This is a genomic window from Afipia felis ATCC 53690, assembly GCF_000314735.2.
GTDB classification, from domain to species: domain Bacteria; phylum Pseudomonadota; class Alphaproteobacteria; order Rhizobiales; family Xanthobacteraceae; genus Afipia; species Afipia felis.
Genome location: NZ_KB375270.1, coordinates 3,320,971 through 3,339,242, shown reverse-complemented (window position 1 = coordinate 3,339,242; position 18,272 = coordinate 3,320,971). Strand labels below are relative to the sequence as shown.

The 18,272-nt window shown below is 61.2% G+C and carries 15 protein-coding genes and 1 tRNA gene; 7 read left to right on the top strand and 9 right to left on the bottom strand.

What is annotated here, in order from left to right:
* Positions 1-114 precede the first annotated feature (114 nt).
* The 3 genes from HMPREF9697_RS15940 to radC all read left to right on the top strand — a co-directional run bounded on the left by HMPREF9697_RS15940 (position 115) and on the right by radC (position 3,201).
* Positions 115-1,461: a mechanosensitive ion channel family protein gene (locus HMPREF9697_RS15940; protein ID WP_002718271.1), complete on the top strand. Its 1,347-nt coding sequence runs from the start codon at positions 115-117 to the stop codon at positions 1,459-1,461.
* 105 nt (positions 1,462-1,566) lie between these two features.
* Positions 1,567-2,394, top strand: a complete 828-nt coding sequence (map, locus tag HMPREF9697_RS15935; protein WP_002718270.1) for a type I methionyl aminopeptidase — start codon at positions 1,567-1,569, stop codon at positions 2,392-2,394.
* Between the two features lie 87 nt (positions 2,395-2,481).
* The gene (gene radC / locus HMPREF9697_RS15930; protein WP_002718269.1) at positions 2,482-3,201 is read left to right on the top strand and encodes a RadC family protein; all 720 of its coding nucleotides are present in this window, start codon (positions 2,482-2,484) and stop codon (positions 3,199-3,201) included.
* A gap of 18 nt (positions 3,202-3,219) precedes the next feature.
* Here radC and HMPREF9697_RS15925 read toward each other — a convergent pair whose 3' ends face one another.
* The 5 genes from HMPREF9697_RS15925 to HMPREF9697_RS15905 are packed head-to-tail and all read right to left on the bottom strand — an operon-like array spanning position 3,220 to position 7,517.
* Positions 3,220-3,918, bottom strand: a complete 699-nt coding sequence (locus HMPREF9697_RS15925; RefSeq protein WP_002718268.1) for an AprI/Inh family metalloprotease inhibitor — start codon at positions 3,916-3,918, stop codon at positions 3,220-3,222.
* Entirely contained in the window at positions 3,915-4,895 is a 981-nt protein-coding gene (locus HMPREF9697_RS15920; RefSeq protein WP_040308314.1) for a 2-hydroxyacid dehydrogenase, read from the bottom strand. The genes HMPREF9697_RS15925 and HMPREF9697_RS15920 overlap by 4 nt, the downstream gene beginning before the upstream one ends.
* A gap of 5 nt (positions 4,896-4,900) precedes the next feature.
* Entirely contained in the window at positions 4,901-5,698 is a 798-nt protein-coding gene (locus tag HMPREF9697_RS15915; RefSeq protein ID WP_002718266.1) for an ABC transporter permease, read from the bottom strand.
* Positions 5,699-5,727: 29 nt separating this feature from the next.
* Positions 5,728-6,495 (bottom strand): ABC transporter ATP-binding protein, encoded by a 768-nt coding sequence (locus HMPREF9697_RS15910; RefSeq protein WP_002718265.1) that lies wholly within the window; start codon positions 6,493-6,495, stop codon positions 5,728-5,730.
* A complete protein-coding gene (locus HMPREF9697_RS15905) occupies positions 6,492-7,517 on the bottom strand; it encodes an ABC transporter substrate-binding protein (protein ID WP_002718264.1) in 1,026 nt (341 codons plus the stop codon). The genes HMPREF9697_RS15910 and HMPREF9697_RS15905 overlap by 4 nt, the downstream gene beginning before the upstream one ends.
* A 115-nt stretch (positions 7,518-7,632) precedes the next feature.
* Here HMPREF9697_RS15905 and HMPREF9697_RS15900 point away from each other — a divergent pair, with 115 nt between their 5' ends.
* Both HMPREF9697_RS15900 and HMPREF9697_RS15895 read left to right on the top strand, forming a co-directional pair.
* Complete coding sequence (locus HMPREF9697_RS15900) at positions 7,633-8,445, top strand: creatininase family protein (protein WP_002718263.1); 813 nt, start codon at positions 7,633-7,635, stop codon at positions 8,443-8,445.
* Between the two features lie 302 nt (positions 8,446-8,747).
* Positions 8,748-10,733 carry a carbohydrate porin gene (locus HMPREF9697_RS15895; protein ID WP_040307983.1) on the top strand — a complete coding sequence of 662 codons (1,986 nt, stop codon included), beginning with the start codon at positions 8,748-8,750 and terminating at the stop codon, positions 10,731-10,733.
* 3 nt (positions 10,734-10,736) lie between these two features.
* Here the strand turns inward: HMPREF9697_RS15895 and HMPREF9697_RS15890 are convergent, their stop codons facing one another.
* The 4 genes from HMPREF9697_RS15890 to HMPREF9697_RS15875 all read right to left on the bottom strand — a co-directional run bounded on the left by HMPREF9697_RS15890 (position 10,737) and on the right by HMPREF9697_RS15875 (position 16,777).
* Positions 10,737-12,362, bottom strand: a complete 1,626-nt coding sequence (locus HMPREF9697_RS15890; protein ID WP_002718261.1) for an FMN-binding glutamate synthase family protein — start codon at positions 12,360-12,362, stop codon at positions 10,737-10,739.
* Between the two features lie 225 nt (positions 12,363-12,587).
* Positions 12,588-14,072: an NHL repeat-containing protein gene (locus HMPREF9697_RS15885; protein ID WP_002718260.1), complete on the bottom strand. Its 1,485-nt coding sequence runs from the start codon at positions 14,070-14,072 to the stop codon at positions 12,588-12,590.
* Between the two features lie 155 nt (positions 14,073-14,227).
* Positions 14,228-14,304 (bottom strand) — tRNA-Arg (locus tag HMPREF9697_RS15880).
* A gap of 544 nt (positions 14,305-14,848) precedes the next feature.
* Positions 14,849-16,777, bottom strand: a complete 1,929-nt coding sequence (locus tag HMPREF9697_RS15875) for a methyl-accepting chemotaxis protein (protein ID WP_040307982.1) — start codon at positions 16,775-16,777, stop codon at positions 14,849-14,851.
* Positions 16,778-17,053: 276 nt separating this feature from the next.
* On the opposite strand from HMPREF9697_RS15875, the gene HMPREF9697_RS15870 reads away from it, so the two are divergent.
* Positions 17,054-17,464 carry a VOC family protein gene (locus tag HMPREF9697_RS15870; RefSeq protein WP_002718257.1) on the top strand — a complete coding sequence of 137 codons (411 nt, stop codon included), beginning with the start codon at positions 17,054-17,056 and terminating at the stop codon, positions 17,462-17,464.
* A gap of 240 nt (positions 17,465-17,704) precedes the next feature.
* Complete coding sequence (locus HMPREF9697_RS15865) at positions 17,705-18,208, top strand: hypothetical protein (protein ID WP_002718256.1); 504 nt, start codon at positions 17,705-17,707, stop codon at positions 18,206-18,208.
* Positions 18,209-18,272: the final 64 nt, after the last annotated feature.

The window sequence follows — 18,272 nt, the reverse complement described above, 5'->3', positions numbered from 1 at the left end:
AACGCATCGCGTCGCGACCTGCACGACCCATATGCAGCCCTTACCGATATTGACGCCCGCGTCGCAAGGCCGCATGAAAAGATGCCCCCTGCCTCCATCTGACGGGATCTACCAATGGATTGGGACGACCTGCGAGACGCCCTGAACCGCACGATGCAATCCATCGGCGGGGAAATCACCTCGCCGTGGTTCTATCTGCAGTTCGGCATCATCCTGGTCGCAGCCGGTATCTCGCTCGCGCTCGGTAGCGGCCTGCGGACCAGATTTGACATTACTTCGCTGACGATGGGCTGGCCGGCACCACTGAGGCTGCTCGCCCGGACAGTGATGCAACGTGCCGGCACGATCATTTTTGCCCTGTTGGCCGAAATATCGCGGTTGATCATGGTCCAGACGGGGTTGCTCTATCGCGGCTACGTCCTGTCGACAGCGGTCAATCTCGCGACCGCCTGGCTTATCATCCGCGTTGCCACCAGCGTTATCCGCAACGAGTTCGTAGTCCGCGTGGTCTCCATCGCAGCATGGGCCGTGGCGGCGCTGAGCATCATCGGCCGACTGGACGACGTCGCTAATGCGCTCGATTCGATCTCGATCACCTTGGGCGCGCTGCGGCTGACCCCGCTCCTGCTCATCAAGGCGGCCGTCCTGCTTTCGATCGCGATGTGGCTCGTCGGCGCGGCCGGCAACTTCATCGAAGCCCGGATCGTCCGCTCGCACGATCTCACCCCGTCGGTTCAAGTCCTGCTGATCAAGCTCGTGCGGGTCGCGCTCGTGGTCGTCGCCATCGCCATGGTGATGTCGGCGGTCGGCATCGACCTATCAGCCTTCGCGCTGTTCTCGGGAGCGATCGGCGTCGGCCTCGGCTTCGGCCTGCAGAAGATCATCGCCAATTTCATCAGCGGCGTGATCCTGCTCGCGGACAAATCGGTGAAGCCGGGCGACCTCGTGACCATCGGCGACAGTACCGGGAAAATCAGCTCGATGAACACCCGCTACATCTCGGTCGCGCCCGGCGACGGGCGCTCGATTCTGATTCCGAACGAGGATCTCGTCACCCAGCGTGTCATCAACTGGACCTACACTGACAAAAGCATGCTGGTGAAAGTCACTTTTGCCACCAATTACGAAGCAGACCCGAACCGGGTCTGCGAGCTTGCTGTCGACATCGCCCGCAACACGCAGAATGTCGCGACCTTCAAGGCTCCGAATTGCCTGCTGACCGAATTCGCCGAAACGGGAATGAAATTCGCGCTGACCTTCTGGGTCGCCGACCTCGACGTCGGAATGGACAATGTCAAAAGCGCGGTCATGCAGGCGCTCTGGACCGCCTTCAAGAAGGAAAACATCCGTGTGCCCTATCCGGTGCGCGAACTGCGGGTTCGCAGCGGGGCGCTACCGGTGGAAACCATCGTCGAAGTTCCAACCGACAACATCCCGGGCGCGGCCGCCAAGCCCGTCTAATTTCGAAGCTCCGGCCTGCGCGCAAAGGTTGCGAATTACCCGTAAGGCATTAGATTAGCGTGATCCGGCCGGTGTGCCCGCAACCCCTTCGAAGCCAGACTTTTCATGAACTACGTTGATGCTACCCAAGCTGCCGCGCGCAAGACCGGCCAGATCAAGCTGTACGGCCCGGCCGCCTTCGCCGGAATGCGTAAAGCCGGCGCGCTGACCGCCAAATGCCTCGACGAACTGGTGCCGATCGTACGGCCGGGCGTTCTGACTTCGGAGATCGACGAGTTCGTCCAGACATTCGCGATTGCGCACGATGCCATTCCCGCGACCCTGATGTATCGCGGCTACCGTCACTCCACCTGCACCTCGATCAACCATGTCGTCTGCCACGGCATTCCCGGCGATCGGCAGTTGAAGGAAGGTGATATCGTCAACATTGACGTCACCCTGATCGTCGATGGCTGGTACGGCGATTCCAGCCGCATGTACACCGCGGGCGCGATCTCGCGCCGTTCCGAGCGGCTGATCGACGTGACCTACGAGGCGATGATGCGTGGCATTGCCGCTGTGAAGCCGGGCGCGACTACTGGCGACATCGGTCATGCGATCCAGAGCTTTGTCGAGCCGCAGCAGATGAGCGTGGTCCGCGATTTCTGCGGTCATGGCCTCGGCCGGCTGTTTCACGACGAGCCGAACATCATCCATATCGGCAAGCCGGGAGACGGCGTCATGCTGCGCCCCGGCATGATCTTTACCATCGAGCCGATGATCAACCTCGGCAAGCCGCATGTGAAGATTCTCTCCGATGGCTGGACTGCGGTGACGCGGGACCGGTCGCTGTCAGCGCAATTCGAACATTCCGTTGGCGTGACACAGGACGGGGTCGAGATTTTCACGCTCTCCCCCGGCAAGCTGGACAAGCCTCCCTACAACGCCGCCTGATTTCGTAGCGGACGCGCCGCAATTGCCGCCTTGCAAAAGATGGCAGGCTCGGCATGGTGGTCGTGTAAGTTCGCGACGTGCCAGCCCATGCCTGAAAACGCTGACGATCAGTCAGACAAGTCTGGTTTCTCCGAAGCGCCGCATTATCACGGCCATCGGGAACGATTGCGGGATCGCTTTCGCGATGCGGGCCCCGACGCGCTCAGCGATTACGAATTGCTGGAAATGGTGCTGTTTCGCGCGCTGCCACGGCGCGACGTCAAGCCGCTGGCGAAAACCCTGATCGCCAAATTCGGCTCCTTCGCCGAGGTGGTCCATGCACCCGAGGCGCGACTGCGCGAAATCAGCGGGCTGGGCGATGCCGCCGTGACCGAAATGAAGCTGATCGCCGCGACCGCGAGCCGCGTCGCCAAGGGTCAGGTCAAGCAGCGCACCGTACTGTCGTCATGGTCGAGCGTGATCGACTATTGCCGCGCCGCGATGGCCTTTGCCGACAAAGAGCAATTCCGCATCCTGTTTCTCGACAAGCGCAATCAGCTGATCGCCGACGAATTGCAGCAGGTCGGCACCGTCGATCATACGCCGGTCTACCCCCGCGAAGTGGTGAAGCGCGCGTTGGAATTGTCGGCAACCGCCATCGTTCTCGTCCACAACCATCCATCAGGCGACCCGACACCGTCGCAGGCCGACATCCAGATGACGAAATCCATCGTCGCGATCGCGGCCCCGCTCGGCATCTCCGTGCACGACCACATCATCGTCGGAAAGAATGGCCATTCGAGCCTCAAGGGCATGAAGCTGATGTAGCCGTGCGCGTTGCGCGCTTTACTGGCGCACCATGATGAACGGATCGGCGCTGTCGGGGATCCGCCGCCATTGCGCATGATCGTCGGCGCCGAACCGCCAGACCTCGCCGCTCGCCGAGATCAGCAGCATTTCGCCGCGCTCGATCCGCCACATCACCGGCGCGAAGCGGCTCACAGCAGGATCGCATTTCGGCTTGAGGAAAACCTGAAAGTTTTCCGGCGTACCCGCCTCGTTGTTGGTGAGAGTCAGGCCACAGATCGGGCTCCCGTTGCCGCGCACCATCGCCCAGTCGCCGATCATCTGGTCGGTCGACTTCGACAGCGCACGCGCGGCTGCGAGACCCTGCAGGATGTAGACGCCCTCGCCGCTGCGGACGCCTTCAAGGATGCCGTTCTCGACTTCGGAGACATCCAGCACGGACTCGCCCTTCGCATCCTGAAAGCGAACGATATCGAGGCCCTTCACCGTCCACGATGCAATCGATCCCGTGAACGGCAGGGCTTCTTCGCAGCCTTTTTCGAGATCGAGTTTCATGCCGAGCGGCACCTCATCGTTCTTCAACGTCACCACGCAGGTCCGGTCGCGCCCTGCCGTCGCAAGCTCCCATTGTCCCACCATCTCCTTGGTGAGCGAGCGTGCGTCCTGCGCGAACGCCGGCACCGCAGACCCAAAGCCTGCGGCGACACATACAGCAAGCGCAGCGGTGCGAAATGTCATGCACGCTTTCCGAAAGGCGTCTCCGGCACCGGGGTCAACGCCGGCTTGCCGGAGAACCAGTTCAACAGATTGTCGACCACAAGCTGATCCATCGCATCGCGTGTCGCCACCGACGCCGAAGCGATGTGCGGCAGCAACACGACGTTATCCATCGCAAAGAAAGCTTCCGGCACGTTCGGTTCATGTGCGAAGACATCAAGCCCGGCCGCCATAATCGTTCCATCCTGGAGGGCTGCGATCAGCGCATCCTCGTCGACCACCGAGCCGCGCGCAACGTTGATGAGGACGCCGCGGGGTCCCAGTGCCTTCAGCACGTCGGCATTGATCATCTTCGCGGTCGAAGCGCCGCCCGGGGTAATCGCGATCAGGGTATCGACCTCCGTCGCCATCTCGATCAGGTTCGGATAATGCTTGAAGGTGACGCCAGCAGCCGGATTGCGCGAATGATAGACGATCGGCACGTCGCAGGCCGCCACGCGTCTGGCAATCGCCTGCCCGATCCGGCCCATGCCGACGATGCCGACGGTGCGGTCGCGCAGCGAGCCCGGGCTGAGACGATAATTCTGCTTGGGCCAGCGGCCTTCACGCACATAGCGGTCGGCATTGATGAATTCCCGCAGCGTCGCGATCAGAAGCCCGATGGCGGTGTCGGCAACTTCGTCGGTCAGCACGTCCGGCGTGTGGGTGACGACGATGTTGTGCTCTGCCGCATAGCGGAAATCGACATGATCGTAGCCCACGCCAAAGGAAGCGATCATCTCGAGTTTCGGGAAGCGCGCCAGCATCGTGCTATCGGCCTTGACCAGATTTGTGATCGCCATGCCGCGGATGTTTTGCGCCTGCGCTGGCGAGAGTTTGGCGAGATCATCCGGGTGGTGGAAGATGTGCACGTTGAACCGCTCGGCCAGACCGCGCTCGATCAAGGGCTTCTTCGGGCCAAAAATCAGGATGTCGGGTTTCGCCGTTTCATTCGCCATCGTCATCAGTCCCCTTCAATTGCGCTCTCATGCCAGCGTCGTAGCACGAGGCGCGACACCGCTGAGAGACCGGCATAAATCACAATCCCGGCAGCCGACAAGAGCGCCAACGCGGCAAACATGCGCGGAATATTCAGGCGATATCCGGCCTCCGCGATCCGGAAGGCAAGACCGGAGCCGGAGCCTGCGGAGCCCGCCGCGATTTCCGCCACCACGGCACCGATCAGCGACAGGCCGCCTGCGATCCGCAGGCCGCCCATGATGTAAGGCAGCGCCGAGGGCAGACGAAGCCGCCACAGTTTCTGAGCCGGGGAGGCGTCGTACAAGGTGAACAGTCCAACGAGATTACGGTCAACCGATTTCAGTCCGAGCAACGTGTTCGACAGCACTGGAAAGAACGCGACGATCCAGGCGCAGGCCACCACGGCCAGATGCTGCGGCAGATAGACCAGCAGCAGCGGCGCGACGGCGATGACGGGCGTGACCTGCAGGATCACCGCATAGGGCAAGAACGCATCCTCCACCCATTTTGAGCGGTTGAACAGCAGCGCAAGACCAATGCCGCCGACTACCGCTGCCAGAAACCCCTCCAACGTCGCGCGCAGCGTCGCGAGCAGAGAGGCAAACAGAAGGCTCCAATCCTTCACCAGCGTCTGCAGGATCAGGCTCGGCGCAGGCAGGATGTAAGGAGGGATATCACGCAGGCGGACCGTCGTTTCCCAGATCCCCATCAGGACAGCAAAGACGATAACAGGCAGCAGAACGCGCAGCGCCTTCGGCAGCGAGCGATCCTGCGTGAACATCGATCTGGTTTGCTCTCTATCCCGGCCCATCAGGCAACCCGCCCGCTTTCCCCTGCGCTCGCCTGCCCCAGCAGAGCGGAGACCTCGCGGCAGAAACCGGCATATGACGCCGAGGTGCGGAAGTTCTCGTCGCGCGGTTCAGGCGCATCGATCCGGCGCTCGGTGAAAATCCGACCGGGCCGCGCGGTCAGCACGATCACGCGTTGCGACAGAAAGACAGATTCAAACACCGAATGGGTGACGAAAACCACCGTCTTGCGCAGGTCGCGCCACAACGCCAAAAGATCATTATTGAGACGAAAGCGGGTAATTTCATCGAGCGCAGCAAAGGGCTCGTCCAGCAGCAGGATATCCGGGTCTGTCACCAGCGCACGGGCAAGCGATGCGCGCATTTTCATGCCGCCGGACAGTTCGCGCGGATAGGCGCCGGCGAATTCCCGCAGGCCGACGCGCACCAGCAGATCGTCGACCCGTGCAAGACTTGCCGCGCTCGTGTCTCCTTTGAGCCGCAGCGGCAGGCAGACATTGTCGCGGACACTCGCCCACGGCATCAGCGTCGGCTCCTGAAACACGAAACCAATGCTGCGGGATGACCGCGCACGGGTGTTGACCGTGACGCTCCCCGCGCTCGGCGCATCGAGCCCGGCGATGATCCGCAGCAAGGTCGACTTGCCGCAGCCCGAGGGGCCGAGCAGCGAGACGAATTCGCCTTCGCGGATTTTCAAATCGACAGGGCCGAGCGCATCTACGCCATTGGCGTAGCGCCGCGTGACATCCTTGCAGACAATCGCCGTCATTGCGCGGGGCGCAGGTCGAGCCCGACGCCTTTGTTGACGAAGCGCAGCGTATAGGCCTTGCGGAAATCGATATCGCGCTTCACCACCCCGGCATGCACCATGGTCGAGAAGAAATCCGCCATGCGCTCGTCGCTCATCGCGCCGATCCCGTTCTTCAGCGTGTCGCCGGAATCGACGATGCCGTATTCCTTCATTTTCGCGACCGAGTAATCCAGGATCGCGTCGGTCATGTCCGGATTCATTTTCTTGATGAGCGCGTTGCCCGCTTTGTTGTCACCATACAGATAATGGTACCAGCCGACGATCGAGGCATCGACGAAACGCTGCACCAGATCGGGTTTGTTCTCGACCAGATCGGTTCTTGTTTCGATGAAGGTCGAATAGGCGTTGAAACCGTAATCGGCGAGCAGAATTACCGTCGGCTTGAACTTGGCTTTCTGCTCGATGGCGAAAGGCTCGGAGGTCACATAACCCTGCATCGCGCTGTTGCGGTTCGCCAGAAACGGTTGCGCGTTGGAAGTGTAGGGTTTGACACGATCCTCGCTGAAGCCGTGTTCGGTTTTCAGCCACTGAAAATAGGTCGGCATCCCCTCTTTCGAGACGAACAGCGTCAGCGGCTTGAGATCGTCGAGCGATTTAACCTTGGATTCCGGGTGCGCGATGAAAACCTGCGGGTCTTTCTGGAACATCGCCGCGACCGCCACCACCGGCACTTTGTTCGCAACCGCATCCAGCGATTGCAGGTTGTTGGCGGCGATGTCGAAATCCAGTTTCTTCGACAGCAGCAGGATGCGGTTATTGACGTTGGGGCCACCCGGCACGATCGTCACGTCAAGGCCGTATTTCTTGTAGGTGCCGTCGGCAAGCGCCTGGAAGAAGCCGCCCTGCTCGCCTTCCGCCAGCCAGTTGGTGCCGAAGGTGACCTTGTCGAGCTTCTGTGGAGTTTGCGCCTGTGCGGGCATCAGAAGCGAGATCAGCAGGCCGGCCGCCGTTAACGCTCGCAACGAAAGGGCAGGCTGCATGATTGGACTCCGCTGGTCGTTCTGGCCCATGATAGAAGCCGAAGGCTCCGGTTCCTGAAAGAGCCCATCGCCTTCTAATCGATCCGCGCCATCTCATCCAAAGATATCTTCATTCATGAGTGTCACACCACCCCGCGACTGGACCGCCATCAAATGGCCGGATGTCGATCCTGCAGCCGCAGGGCAATGGATCGCGGTACTGCCGCTGGCGGCGACGGAGCAGCATGGCCCGCATCTGCCGGTCGGCACCGATACGCTGATCGCGCAGGCCTACCTCGCGCGCGTGCAGGCGCTGCTTCCCGCGCAGATTCCGGCGTCATTCCTGCCGACCCAGAGCATCGGCTTCTCGATCGAGCACATCGATTATCCGGGTACAGTAACGCTGCCCTATCACGTCGCCATCCGTCACTGGATGTCGCTCGGCGAAAGCGTCGCGCGCAGCGGCGTAAAGAAGATCGTTATGGTGACGAGCCACGGCGGCAACAGCGCGCCGATGGCGATTGTCGCGCAGGAGCTGCGCTCCCGCCTCGGCATGCTCGCGGTGACGACGAACTGGCACCGTTTCGGCACGCCTGACGGACTTTTCCCGGACGAGGAAATCGCTCACGGCATCCATGGTGGCGCAATCGAGACTTCGATCATGCTGGCGGCGCAGCCGGAGATGGTGCGTCAGGACAAGATCGCCAACTTCGAGCCTGCGAGCATCGCGATGGCGCGCGAATTCCGCTGGCTGTCGCCGCACCGGCCCGCGCCCTTCGCGTGGGCGGCGCAGGACCTGCACCCCAGCGGCGTCGCAGGCGACGCCACGCTGGCAAGTGCGGACAAGGGCCGGCAGTTGATCGAGCATGGCGCCGGGGCGTTCTGCGAACTGCTCGCCGACGTTCATGCCTTCGACATCGCGCGTCTCGCGAACCGCCCCACCGCCTGAGAATTTCCCACTTAGACCGCTCTCAACGGCTCAGCCGCCCTTGACCGGGCGGGAGGGCGGCTGCACGAACCGATCCGCCAAACTGCTCTGATCGGACGCGCCACTTAACGGGCTATCGGGGAAGTCGTTCTCCTGTCTAGTTGCGAATTGCTCGCAATACTGTTGACAATCATTCGCATATAGCGTTGGTTGCCGCCATGAAGAACGCTCGCCTTTTGCACCGGTCCTGTGACGGCCTGACGACAGTGCACACACCACAACGACCTGTGGCGCACCCGCTGGCGCCATGGCACCTGTGGCCTATGACCGCGATTCGCCGCCCGCGTTTTTTCTCAATCGGCACACCCGCCACATGCGCGCTGGCGGCGGCAATGGCGGCTGCGTTGCCGTCCCCGGCTGTGTTCGCGGCAGACCCAGTGTTCAAGGCCGCGCCTGCATTCGACTGGAGCGGCGCCTATGTGGGCGCACATTTCGGTTATGGCTTCGGCTCTTCGCGCGCGAACGTGTTTGATGGCGCCGCCTACAATACGCATGACCATTTCGGTACCGCCGCCGCTGGCGTGCAGGCTGGCTACAATGTCGTACTGCCGTCACGTGTCTTGCTTGGCGTCGAAGGCGACCTGACCTTTCCAGACTATCTGGATTCCGGCGGGGTTATCACTACGACCGCAACGGCGAACGGTATTCTGACTGAACGACTGGACTACGCCGGATCACTGCGCGCGCGGCTCGGTTACGCAGCACCGCGCTGGCTGCTCTATGTCACCGGCGGCCTCGCATTCGCAGGCGAACGCTTCGAGTACACATCTCCGGCTTTCGACGAGAAGAAGTTGTCGCTGCGAACGGGATGGATTGCGGGCGTCGGCGCCGAATACGCGATCGGGCCGAAATGGAGCGCGAGGGTCGAATACCTCTACAGCGATTATGGTCGCACGAATGTGCAGTTGGGTTCAGGCCTGCAATCGGCAGGCTCGTTCGATTTCCAGACCGTCCGCTTCGGGCTTAACCGGAAGCTCGACTTCGTCGGCGGCAACGACAGCAACTTTGGCGACGGCGGCCCGTCGAACTGGGAAGTCTCCGGCCAGTCTACCTATCTCATGCAGGCCTATCCTTCGTTTCGCGCCCCCTATTCCGGCCTGAACAGCCTTGCACCGAACGGGCAGGCCAAAGCGACATGGAGCAACAGCCTCTTCATCAACGCGCGGCTCTGGGATGGCGGCGAGTTATATTTCAATCCCGATCTTGTGCAGGGATTCGGCCTCAGCGACACGGTCGGCCTGGCCGGATTCTCCAGCGGCGAGGCGCAGAAATCGAGCTTTCCCTATCCGCGTTTCAATCCCTCGCGTCTCTTCGTGCGCCAGACCTTCGGCTTCGGCGGCGAACAGGAGACGCTTGAAAGCGGACCGACCCAACTCAGCGGCAAGGCCGATGTCTCCCGCCTCACGGTGCAGGTCGGCAAGTTTGCCGTGGTCGATGTCTTCGATGGCAACGCCTATGCGAAAGATCCCCGCAAGGATTTCATGAACTGGGCGATCTGGGCACCGGGCGCGTTCGACTATGCGGCCGACAAGGTCGGGCTCACCTATGGCGCGACCGCAGAACTCAACCAGAAAAACTGGGCATTGCGTTTCGGCTATTTCCTGATGGACTCCGAATCCAATTCCAACAATTTCGACATGCATCTTTTCCGGCGCGGTGAGTACGTCGCCGAATTCGAGCAGCGCTACACGCTGTTCGGCCAGCCGGGAAAACTGCGCACGATCGGATGGCTCAACAGCGCGTTCGCCGGCAGCTACCGCGCGACGCTCGACAACCCCGCGCTCAATCTCGACATCGCCGCGACGCGCGAAGGGCGCATCAAATACGGCTACGTCGTCAATCTCGAACAGGCGCTGAGCGACACCGTGGGCCTGTTCGGCCGCTGGAGCTGGAATAACGGCAAGACCGAGATCATGGCTTTCACCGATATCGACGCCAGCCTGTCGGGCGGCCTGTCGATCAAAGGCAAGTCATGGGGCCGCCCCGACGACACCATCGGCATTGGCGGCGCGATCAATGCCCTGTCGCGCGACCATCGCGATTTCATCGCGGCGGGCGGCATGGGCGTGCTGATCGGCGACGGTCGCCTGAACTATCGGCAGGAGCGGCTGATGGAGGCCTATTACGCCTATGCCATCACCCCGAAGCTGACCGCGACCGCCGACTACCAGTTCGTCGTCAATCCGGCCTACAACGCCGACCGCGGCCCGGTATCGATCTTCTCCGGCCGCCTGCACGGCGAGTTCTGAACCTCACACCTTCGGCGCGAAGGTCTCGGCCTGTGCCAGCCCCCACGCCCTACCAAACCGCTTGTCTTCGGTGACCGACAGCAATTCGCCGGGCTCCAGCTGCGGATAAAGCTGCGCGAACGACACCACATCGTTGCCTGAGATGCGCTGGGAAAAATGGATCGGTCGGATCTCGCTCGGATGCTCAAGCCCGGCGGCTGCGATCAGCTCCGAGAGCGCACGCACCATCGCGCTGTGGTAGTTCGCAACGCGAACCCGTTTATCTTCGACGACGAGCGCGCGCCCGCGCACCGGGTCTTGTGTCGCAACACCGGTCGGACAGCGATCGGTGTGACAGCTCAGCGACTGGATACATCCCAAAGAGAACATGAAGCCGCGCGCGGAATTACACCAGTCCGCGCCGAGCGCCATCGCCCGCGCCATGTCGAAGGCGGTCGCGATCTTGCCCGATGCACCGATACGGATGCGATGGCGCGCGCCGATGCCAACCAGCGCATTGTGGACGAAGTTGACGCCGTCGCGCATCGGCATGCCGATGTGATCGGCGAACTCGATCGGCGCGGCGCCGGTGCCGCCCTCCTTGCCGTCGACCACGATGAAGTCGGGATAGATGCCGGTCTGCAGCATCGCCTTGCAGATCGCGAGAAACTCCCAACGATGACCGATGCATAGCTTGAAGCCCGCGGGCTTGCCACCCGACAGCCGCCGCATCTCGCCGATAAACTGCATCAATCCCACCGGCGTCGAGAAAGCGCGATGATAGGCCGGCGAGATACAATCCTCGCCCATCGCAACGCCACGGATCAATGAAATCTCCTCGGATACTTTCGCCGCCGGCAATACGCCACCATGGCCTGGCTTCGCGCCCTGGCTGATCTTGAGCTCAACCATCTTGATCTGGTCGTCAGATGCGACGCGCGCGAATGCCTCGGGATCGAACTGCCCGTCGCGGGTACGGCAGCCGAAATAACCGGAGCCGATCTCCCAGATGATGTCGCCACCATTCTCGCGGTGATACGAGCTGACGCCACCCTCGCCGGTGTCGTGCGCGAAATTGCCCTGACGCGCGCCGGCGTTCAGCGCGCGGATCGCATTCGCGCTCAACGCGCCGAAGCTCATCGCCGAAATGTTGAAGACGGAGGCCGAGTATGGCTTGGCACATTCCGTGCCACCGATGACGATGCGCAGATCCGATTCCGTTGGTGGCTTCGGCGTGATCGAATGGTGCATCCATTCGTAACCATCGACATAGACGTCCTTCTGAGTGCCGAAAGGGCGTTTGTCGAGCGCCATCTTGGCGCGCTGATAGACGACAGCGCGAGTATCGCGGCTGAACGGCCTGCCGTCCTTCTCGCTCTCGAAAAAGTATTGCCGCATCTCCGGGCGAATTGTTTCGAGCAGGAAGCGGAAATGCGCCGTGATCGGATAGTTGCGCAGCACCGAATGGCGCCGCTGCACCAGATCGTTGATGCCGATGCAGGTAAGGCCGCCGAATATCGCAACCGCCACCCAAAGGACCGCAGGCAGTCCGCCATTCGCGAGTCCCGCAACGAACAGCACCAGCGTGGCTATCGTGCAAAGGGTGAGAACGATGAATCGCGAGGTGAAGGGCAGAAGTAGCATCCGCATAAGCGCCTCGAAGAAAATTGCAGTCCCAGCAGAATAACAGGACCACTTTTACCCTCTTACGCATCACGGCGTCACGACAAAGAACGCTTACCCTGCCGAAATGAACGTTTGAATCGACAAATATGCGTGCTGATCACCTGCGAAGCGACGTCGATTCCAGATTTCTACCTACTATTGAATCAGATCATGCCTGCCGTCGACAGGCATGATCTGTCGCCAAGTGGCTTATTTGAGTTCTGCAGCTTCCCCGCCAACCGTTTTAGTCCCGCTTCCGCTGCATCCAATCTCGCCATAACGCAGAAATTTCTGGATGCGCTTTCCCGTGTCAACCTCGGCTGTGTAGATGTTGCCTTTGCTGTCGAGGCTCACCTGATGCAGCCAGTGGAAGTCACCGCTCGCACGTCCACCTCGGCCGAAGCGTCCGAGTTCTTCGAGGTAGCTGCGGTTGAGAATATAGATGGTCTGGTTGGTGTTATCGCCGACGAAGAGGCAACTTTGATCCTTGTCGACCGAGAAGTTCAGCGACACGGCCGTGCCCGGCATGACCGGCTGGGTGTAGGTGTTGGCGGAGACCCAGCGCTCATCGACGAAGCCGCACTTCCCGGCCTCGCCGTTTGGATTGCTGCATTCCTTGCCGAGTGAAGGATCGTTGCTGTCGAATACCTGGATGCGATCGTTGCCGCGGTCGCAAACATAAAGCCTGCCGTCATCCGCAATCTTCACGCAGTGCACCGGATTGCGGAAGAACGCCGGCTTCTTCACGCCCTTTGCAACACCTTCCGGCCACGCACCCTGCGCGGCCGCAGCCGCATCATCGACAGGATTGTTTCCGTAGGCTCCAAAGTGCCCGATATATTTTCCGGTATCGGCATCGACGATCAGGATACGGCGATTGCCATAACCGTCCGCGATGTAAAGCCGATTGGTTTTCGGATCGACCACCATATCGGCCGGGCGATACAGCAACGGCGTGCCGTTCAGTCCACCATCCTTGTTGTTGCTGTCGGCTGCCTTCGGCGTTCCGCCGATCCGCATCTTGAAGTTGCCGTTCATGTCGAACTTGAGAACGAAGCCGTCGCCGCCCTCCTTGTTCGTCATCCATGGCATGCCGACCTTGCCGCCTGTTTCGTTGCCGGCGAGCCAGATGTTGTCCCTCTGATCGACGTAGATGCCGTGCTCGCTGTTCGGCCAGATGCAACCGTCCTCGGCCTTGCATTTGGTTTTGAGGAAATCTGGATCGGACGGACCGCCCCAGCTGCGCAACAATTTTCCGTCGACATCGAATTCGAGCACCGACGGCGCGGCACGGCAGCAATCGGCGCCAAACCCGTTCACGCGAGCAAAGCCGAGACCGTTAACCGGCTCGCCTTTTGCGTTGGTGGCGCCCGGCAGAGGCCCTTCAAGACCCACCTCGTCATTGGTCATGGTCCGGGGGCGATTGTAGACCCAGACGTGATCGTGGCTGTCGACATAAAGGCCACCGATCTGACCAAGCAGCCAGTTGTGCGGCAATGGCTGAGGCCATGTCGGATCGGCGACGAAGTCCGGCATCTTGCCGGTCTTGGATTTGTTGTAGACCCCGGTCTGGGCGATCAGACGATCAAGGACCCCGTTCTTTGCGAGATCGATTTTTTCGGCGGCAAACACCGGCATCATTGATGCAAACGTGCCGGCAAGCAGCAGCGCTGCGAACTCCCGTTTGTTTCTCATCCCGTGAACTCTTTTTCTTATGAGTGGGACAAGAAGGTTCTGAAGATTTCGGCGCGCCGTCAATTGGTGTCGGTTCGGAGGACAGGGCCGACTTGCGCGGTTTCGCAATGCAGCCGATCACAATGCAGCGATTGACGTCAGGTCTGGTGGAGAGATGGCGATCCCGGGAAGACTCGAACTTCCGACCTACGGTTTAGGAAACCGTCGCTCTATCCGGCTGAGCTACGGGACCGGCGGCCCGTTAATAGCAGAGGAGACGCTATGAGGCTAGAACCGACATATCAGGTAGCCATCGCCGCCAATTTACCCCGCAACGGTAGCTTCAAAGCGATTCCATTCCGCCGCATGACGACTACACAATGCCGAGCAGACCAGCCCTGTAGAAACCAAAAACCGGATACTGGTTTGCCAGATTAACTCCCACTTCCACTGACTGTATCATTACGCAGGCGAGTAGAACTGCGATGAGGTCTAGAGCGACCCGTTCATTAACTCTCAGATTGTCGGTCATCATGGCTGCATCCCGTACCCTGCGGTCCGAACTAATCGCTACCGGGTACTGAGCAGTCTGGATAGGCAATATATTGCCGATCCAGTAAGATAGTCTGGTACGCGCGTTGCGCTGAACAGCGCACGCACGAAGTCGCTGGCATCTTATCGAGAGCGGGATTTGACCGTTCATCGCGAGCGCACGGCCTCCAACAGGTTAGCGCTCGCGCAGGGTAACACGCTGGCGGCGGCGTAACCGCCGCCAGCAAAGAATGACGAAGTAGCGATCAGGCGGCCCGCACTTCGTTCAGGAAAGCCTGGACCTGCTGCTTCAGCGTCTCGCCGTTCTCCGACAGCGCCGCCGCGGCATCGACCACGCGGCCCGCGGTGACGCCGGTCTCACGCGCGGCGTCGCGGACGCCAGCGATGTTGCTCGAGACTTCGCTGGTGCCTTCGGCCGCCTGCGAGACGTTGTTGGCGATCTCGCGCGTCGCCGCACCCTGCTCTTCGACCGCCGAGGCGATCGCGCTGGCGATCTCGTTGACGCGACCGATCGTCTGCGTGATCTCGTCGATCGCATCGACGGACGTACGCGTCGCGGACTGGATCGCCGCGACCTGCGCAGCAATCTCGTCGGTCGCCTTGGAGGTCTGGGTCGCAAGCTCCTTCACCTCGGAGGCAACGACCGCGAACCCACGGCCGGCTTCGCCCGCCCGCGCCGCCTCGATGGTGGCGTTGAGCGCCAGCAGATTGGTCTGCGCGGCGATCTCGCTGATCAGCTTCACAACGTCGCCGATCCGCTGCGCAGCCTGCGCCAGATCACGAACGCCCGCGTTGGTTTCATTGGCCTGCGCCACCGCGTCGCCCGTCACCTTGGTCGATTCGTTGACCTGCTGGGCGATCTCATTGATCGAGGCATTCATTTCCTCGATCGCCGCCGCAACCGCCTGCGAACTGCGGGATACGTCTTCCGAGACGCGCGCCACCAGATCGGTCTGGTTGGTTGCTTCCTCGGCTGTGCTGGCCATCGATTCCGCCGTGCCGCGCAGATCGTCCGCCGACGTGCTGACGGAGGAGACGATCTGTCCGACGCCTTCCTCGAATCGCATCGCCAAGGCATGCAGCGTCTCTCGACGCTCCGCCTCGGACATCGCGCGCTGCTGCTCCTGCGCGTTTCGCAAACGTGTCGTTTCCGCGAGGCTGTCCTTGAATACCTCGACCGCAGCCGCCATCGAACCGATTTCATCGGCTCGCTGAGCACCCGGCACCACCAGTTCGTGATCGCCGGCGGTGATGGCGCGCATCGCACCTTCGAGCGCGCGGATCGGCTCGGCAAGCCCGCGCCCGATCCACACCGAAATCAGACCGGCCAGAATCACCGCAGCAAGGGTCATCAGCCCGAGCCACATCGTCGAACTCTGCCTCAGAGCGGCATAGGCCGATGCATCACGAACAATTTCGAACACCGCGACAGGCTTGCCGGAATAGCTCTTGATCGGACCGAAAGCAGTCGCAACGGGGCGGCCTGCATGCTCGCTTTGATGCGTGAAGATTTCACCGCTCAAGGCGCGCTTGACGTCGTCGACGCTCGTCACGGAATCCGTGAGCGTGGTCGCGAGCGTCTTCATCTTGCCGTCGTTCATCTGGTGGATCGCGACGTCGACGCCGAACCGCGCTTTCATGTTCTTTACGAAGGCTTCGCCGAAGGGCTCGCCGATGTCGACATTGCCGATCACCGTGCCATTATCGATCATCGGAGACGAACCGAACACGTTCAGGATTTCGCGGCCGACTTCAACACCGCCAATCGCCCTCTTCTCGGCCATCGCCTCGACCACCATCTTGCGGCGGGGACCGACGTCATCGCCAAAAGCCTTCGGTGCATGGGCGCGCATGAAAGAAATCGAGGGTGGCGTCTGGATCGTGATCAGCTCAAGTCCCAATGGCTTGATCTTTTCCAGCACCTTCGTCGTCAGCGCGATCGTGCCATCGCGATCACCGGCATGAACGAGCGCCTTGAGTTCGGGAATGACTGCAAGCGAGTTCGCCACGGCAAGCGTCGTGCGCGTATCCGCATCGAGTGCCGCCGTCAGATTGGCATAATCAGCGCGCGATTCTCGCTCCAGCGCCGTGTCGATGGTCGCCTGCTGGCGCCACAGACCGAGGCCTCCCAAAACCGCGCATGAACCTGCGGCGACGAGAGAAATCGCCACCATGATACGAACTGAAATAGACTTGAATTTCACCGATACCCCCAACTGACCGATACAGTGCCCGGCGGTACCGTAATGACGGGGACTCAATAACGAATTAACGCCGTCATTCTTTGGCGAACTCAATTTAACGACCGATTCCATTTTCTAGAATTTAGGCGGCGATTAGCACCTCGCAGGCACCGGCTAGGCGACAGAACGACGGTCGCACGGTTGCCACCGACCCCAGCCTGCCGCAAAATCCAGTGACATCCCAAGCAGCCGCAATATGGAGATCACATGACAGTCGCCGTCGATGCACTCGACCATCTCGTCGTCAATGTCGCGGACGCGGAGGCCTCCGCCCGATGGTATGAGCGCGTGCTCGGCATGACCCGCGTCGTCTTCGACCCCGGCCAAGGTAAGGCGCCCCGTATTTCCATGAAATTCGGGCAGCAGAAGATCAACCTGCGTCCGGTCCAAACCAACAAGGGGGAATGGTTCACCGCCGACCATGAGGCTGCGGGCAGCGACGATCTGTGCTTTCTCACCGCCGCCGGGCCAGAGGCGGTGATCGCCCATCTGGGGGCCTGCGGCGTCGCGATCGAGGAAGGACCGGTGAAAAAGCAGGGCGCGCGCGGCACCCTCACCTCGGTCTATTGCCGTGACCCGGACGGAAGCCTGATCGAGATTTCGTCCTACGACAAATAGGTATCGGTGAGCGGCCGATGTCACACAGATGCTTTGAACCTTTCCCTGGCTCGTCCGACTTATAGACATGGAGACGATCCGGGAGCCGGGTTCCAACCCCTTGGCGCTGCCGGGTCGGTTCCTATATCCTTCGGGCTAGCAATCTATGGTGCTGCCTCACTTTCGTCGTGGCCTGAGGCGAGTCATGTCCGCTCGCAGATCGGGACCACAACAGACATGCTCACTGCAGGAACACGCCACATGATCCGTTTTTCCAGAACTTTGCCGGGCGCTGCCGTCGCCGCCGCACTGGGCGCTGCGATGCTGTTGCCGTCTTCGGCCGGTTATGCCGCCGACGGCGCCTTCTCCGACTATGCTGGCCACTGGTCGGGCAGCGGTACGATCTCCATCGCCAATAACAACGGCGTCAGCAATGAACGGATTCGCTGCCGCGGGCAGTACACGACCAGCAACGGCAACAACGTGGTGGGCATCAACCTGCGTTGCGCGAGCGACAGCTATCGCTTCGATCTTGCAAGCGAGGTTCGCTCGAGCGGTGGCCAGCTCAGCGGTTCATGGACGGAATCGAGCCGCGGCGTGAACGGCACCGTCGAGGGGCGCGTGCGGGATGGAGAGGTCACCGCACTGGTGCAGACCAACGGCTATGCCGCGACCTTCAATATTTCGACCCACGGCAAAAGGCAGTCGATCGCCATCGCTTCGAAGGGCGAACTGCGCGCGGTCAACATCTCACTGACCAAATAAGCTCCTCAACTGATCGCCAAATAAAAATCTCCGGGCTTTCGGCCCGGAGATTTTTTAATGCCGA

Bases quoted from the DNA above. Each gene is read 5' to 3' on its own strand.
- HMPREF9697_RS15940 (WP_002718271.1), top strand. From the start codon at position 115: ATGGATTGGGACGACCTGCGAGACGCCCTGAACCGCACGATGCAATCC.
- map (WP_002718270.1), top strand. From the start codon at position 1,567: ATGAACTACGTTGATGCTACCCAAGCTGCCGCGCGCAAGACCGGCCAG.
- radC (WP_002718269.1), top strand. From the start codon at position 2,482: ATGCCTGAAAACGCTGACGATCAGTCAGACAAGTCTGGTTTCTCCGAA.
- HMPREF9697_RS15925 (WP_002718268.1), bottom strand. From the start codon at position 3,918: ATGACATTTCGCACCGCTGCGCTTGCTGTATGTGTCGCCGCAGGCTTT.
- HMPREF9697_RS15920 (WP_040308314.1), bottom strand. From the start codon at position 4,895: ATGGCGAATGAAACGGCGAAACCCGACATCCTGATTTTTGGCCCGAAG.
- HMPREF9697_RS15915 (WP_002718266.1), bottom strand. From the start codon at position 5,698: ATGTTCACGCAGGATCGCTCGCTGCCGAAGGCGCTGCGCGTTCTGCTG.
- HMPREF9697_RS15910 (WP_002718265.1), bottom strand. From the start codon at position 6,495: ATGACGGCGATTGTCTGCAAGGATGTCACGCGGCGCTACGCCAATGGC.
- HMPREF9697_RS15905 (WP_002718264.1), bottom strand. From the start codon at position 7,517: ATGCAGCCTGCCCTTTCGTTGCGAGCGTTAACGGCGGCCGGCCTGCTG.
- HMPREF9697_RS15900 (WP_002718263.1), top strand. From the start codon at position 7,633: ATGAGTGTCACACCACCCCGCGACTGGACCGCCATCAAATGGCCGGAT.
- HMPREF9697_RS15895 (WP_040307983.1), top strand. From the start codon at position 8,748: ATGACCGCGATTCGCCGCCCGCGTTTTTTCTCAATCGGCACACCCGCC.
- HMPREF9697_RS15890 (WP_002718261.1), bottom strand. From the start codon at position 12,362: ATGCGGATGCTACTTCTGCCCTTCACCTCGCGATTCATCGTTCTCACC.
- HMPREF9697_RS15885 (WP_002718260.1), bottom strand. From the start codon at position 14,072: ATGAGAAACAAACGGGAGTTCGCAGCGCTGCTGCTTGCCGGCACGTTT.
- HMPREF9697_RS15875 (WP_040307982.1), bottom strand. From the start codon at position 16,777: ATGGTGGCGATTTCTCTCGTCGCCGCAGGTTCATGCGCGGTTTTGGGA.
- HMPREF9697_RS15870 (WP_002718257.1), top strand. From the start codon at position 17,054: ATGACAGTCGCCGTCGATGCACTCGACCATCTCGTCGTCAATGTCGCG.
- HMPREF9697_RS15865 (WP_002718256.1), top strand. From the start codon at position 17,705: ATGATCCGTTTTTCCAGAACTTTGCCGGGCGCTGCCGTCGCCGCCGCA.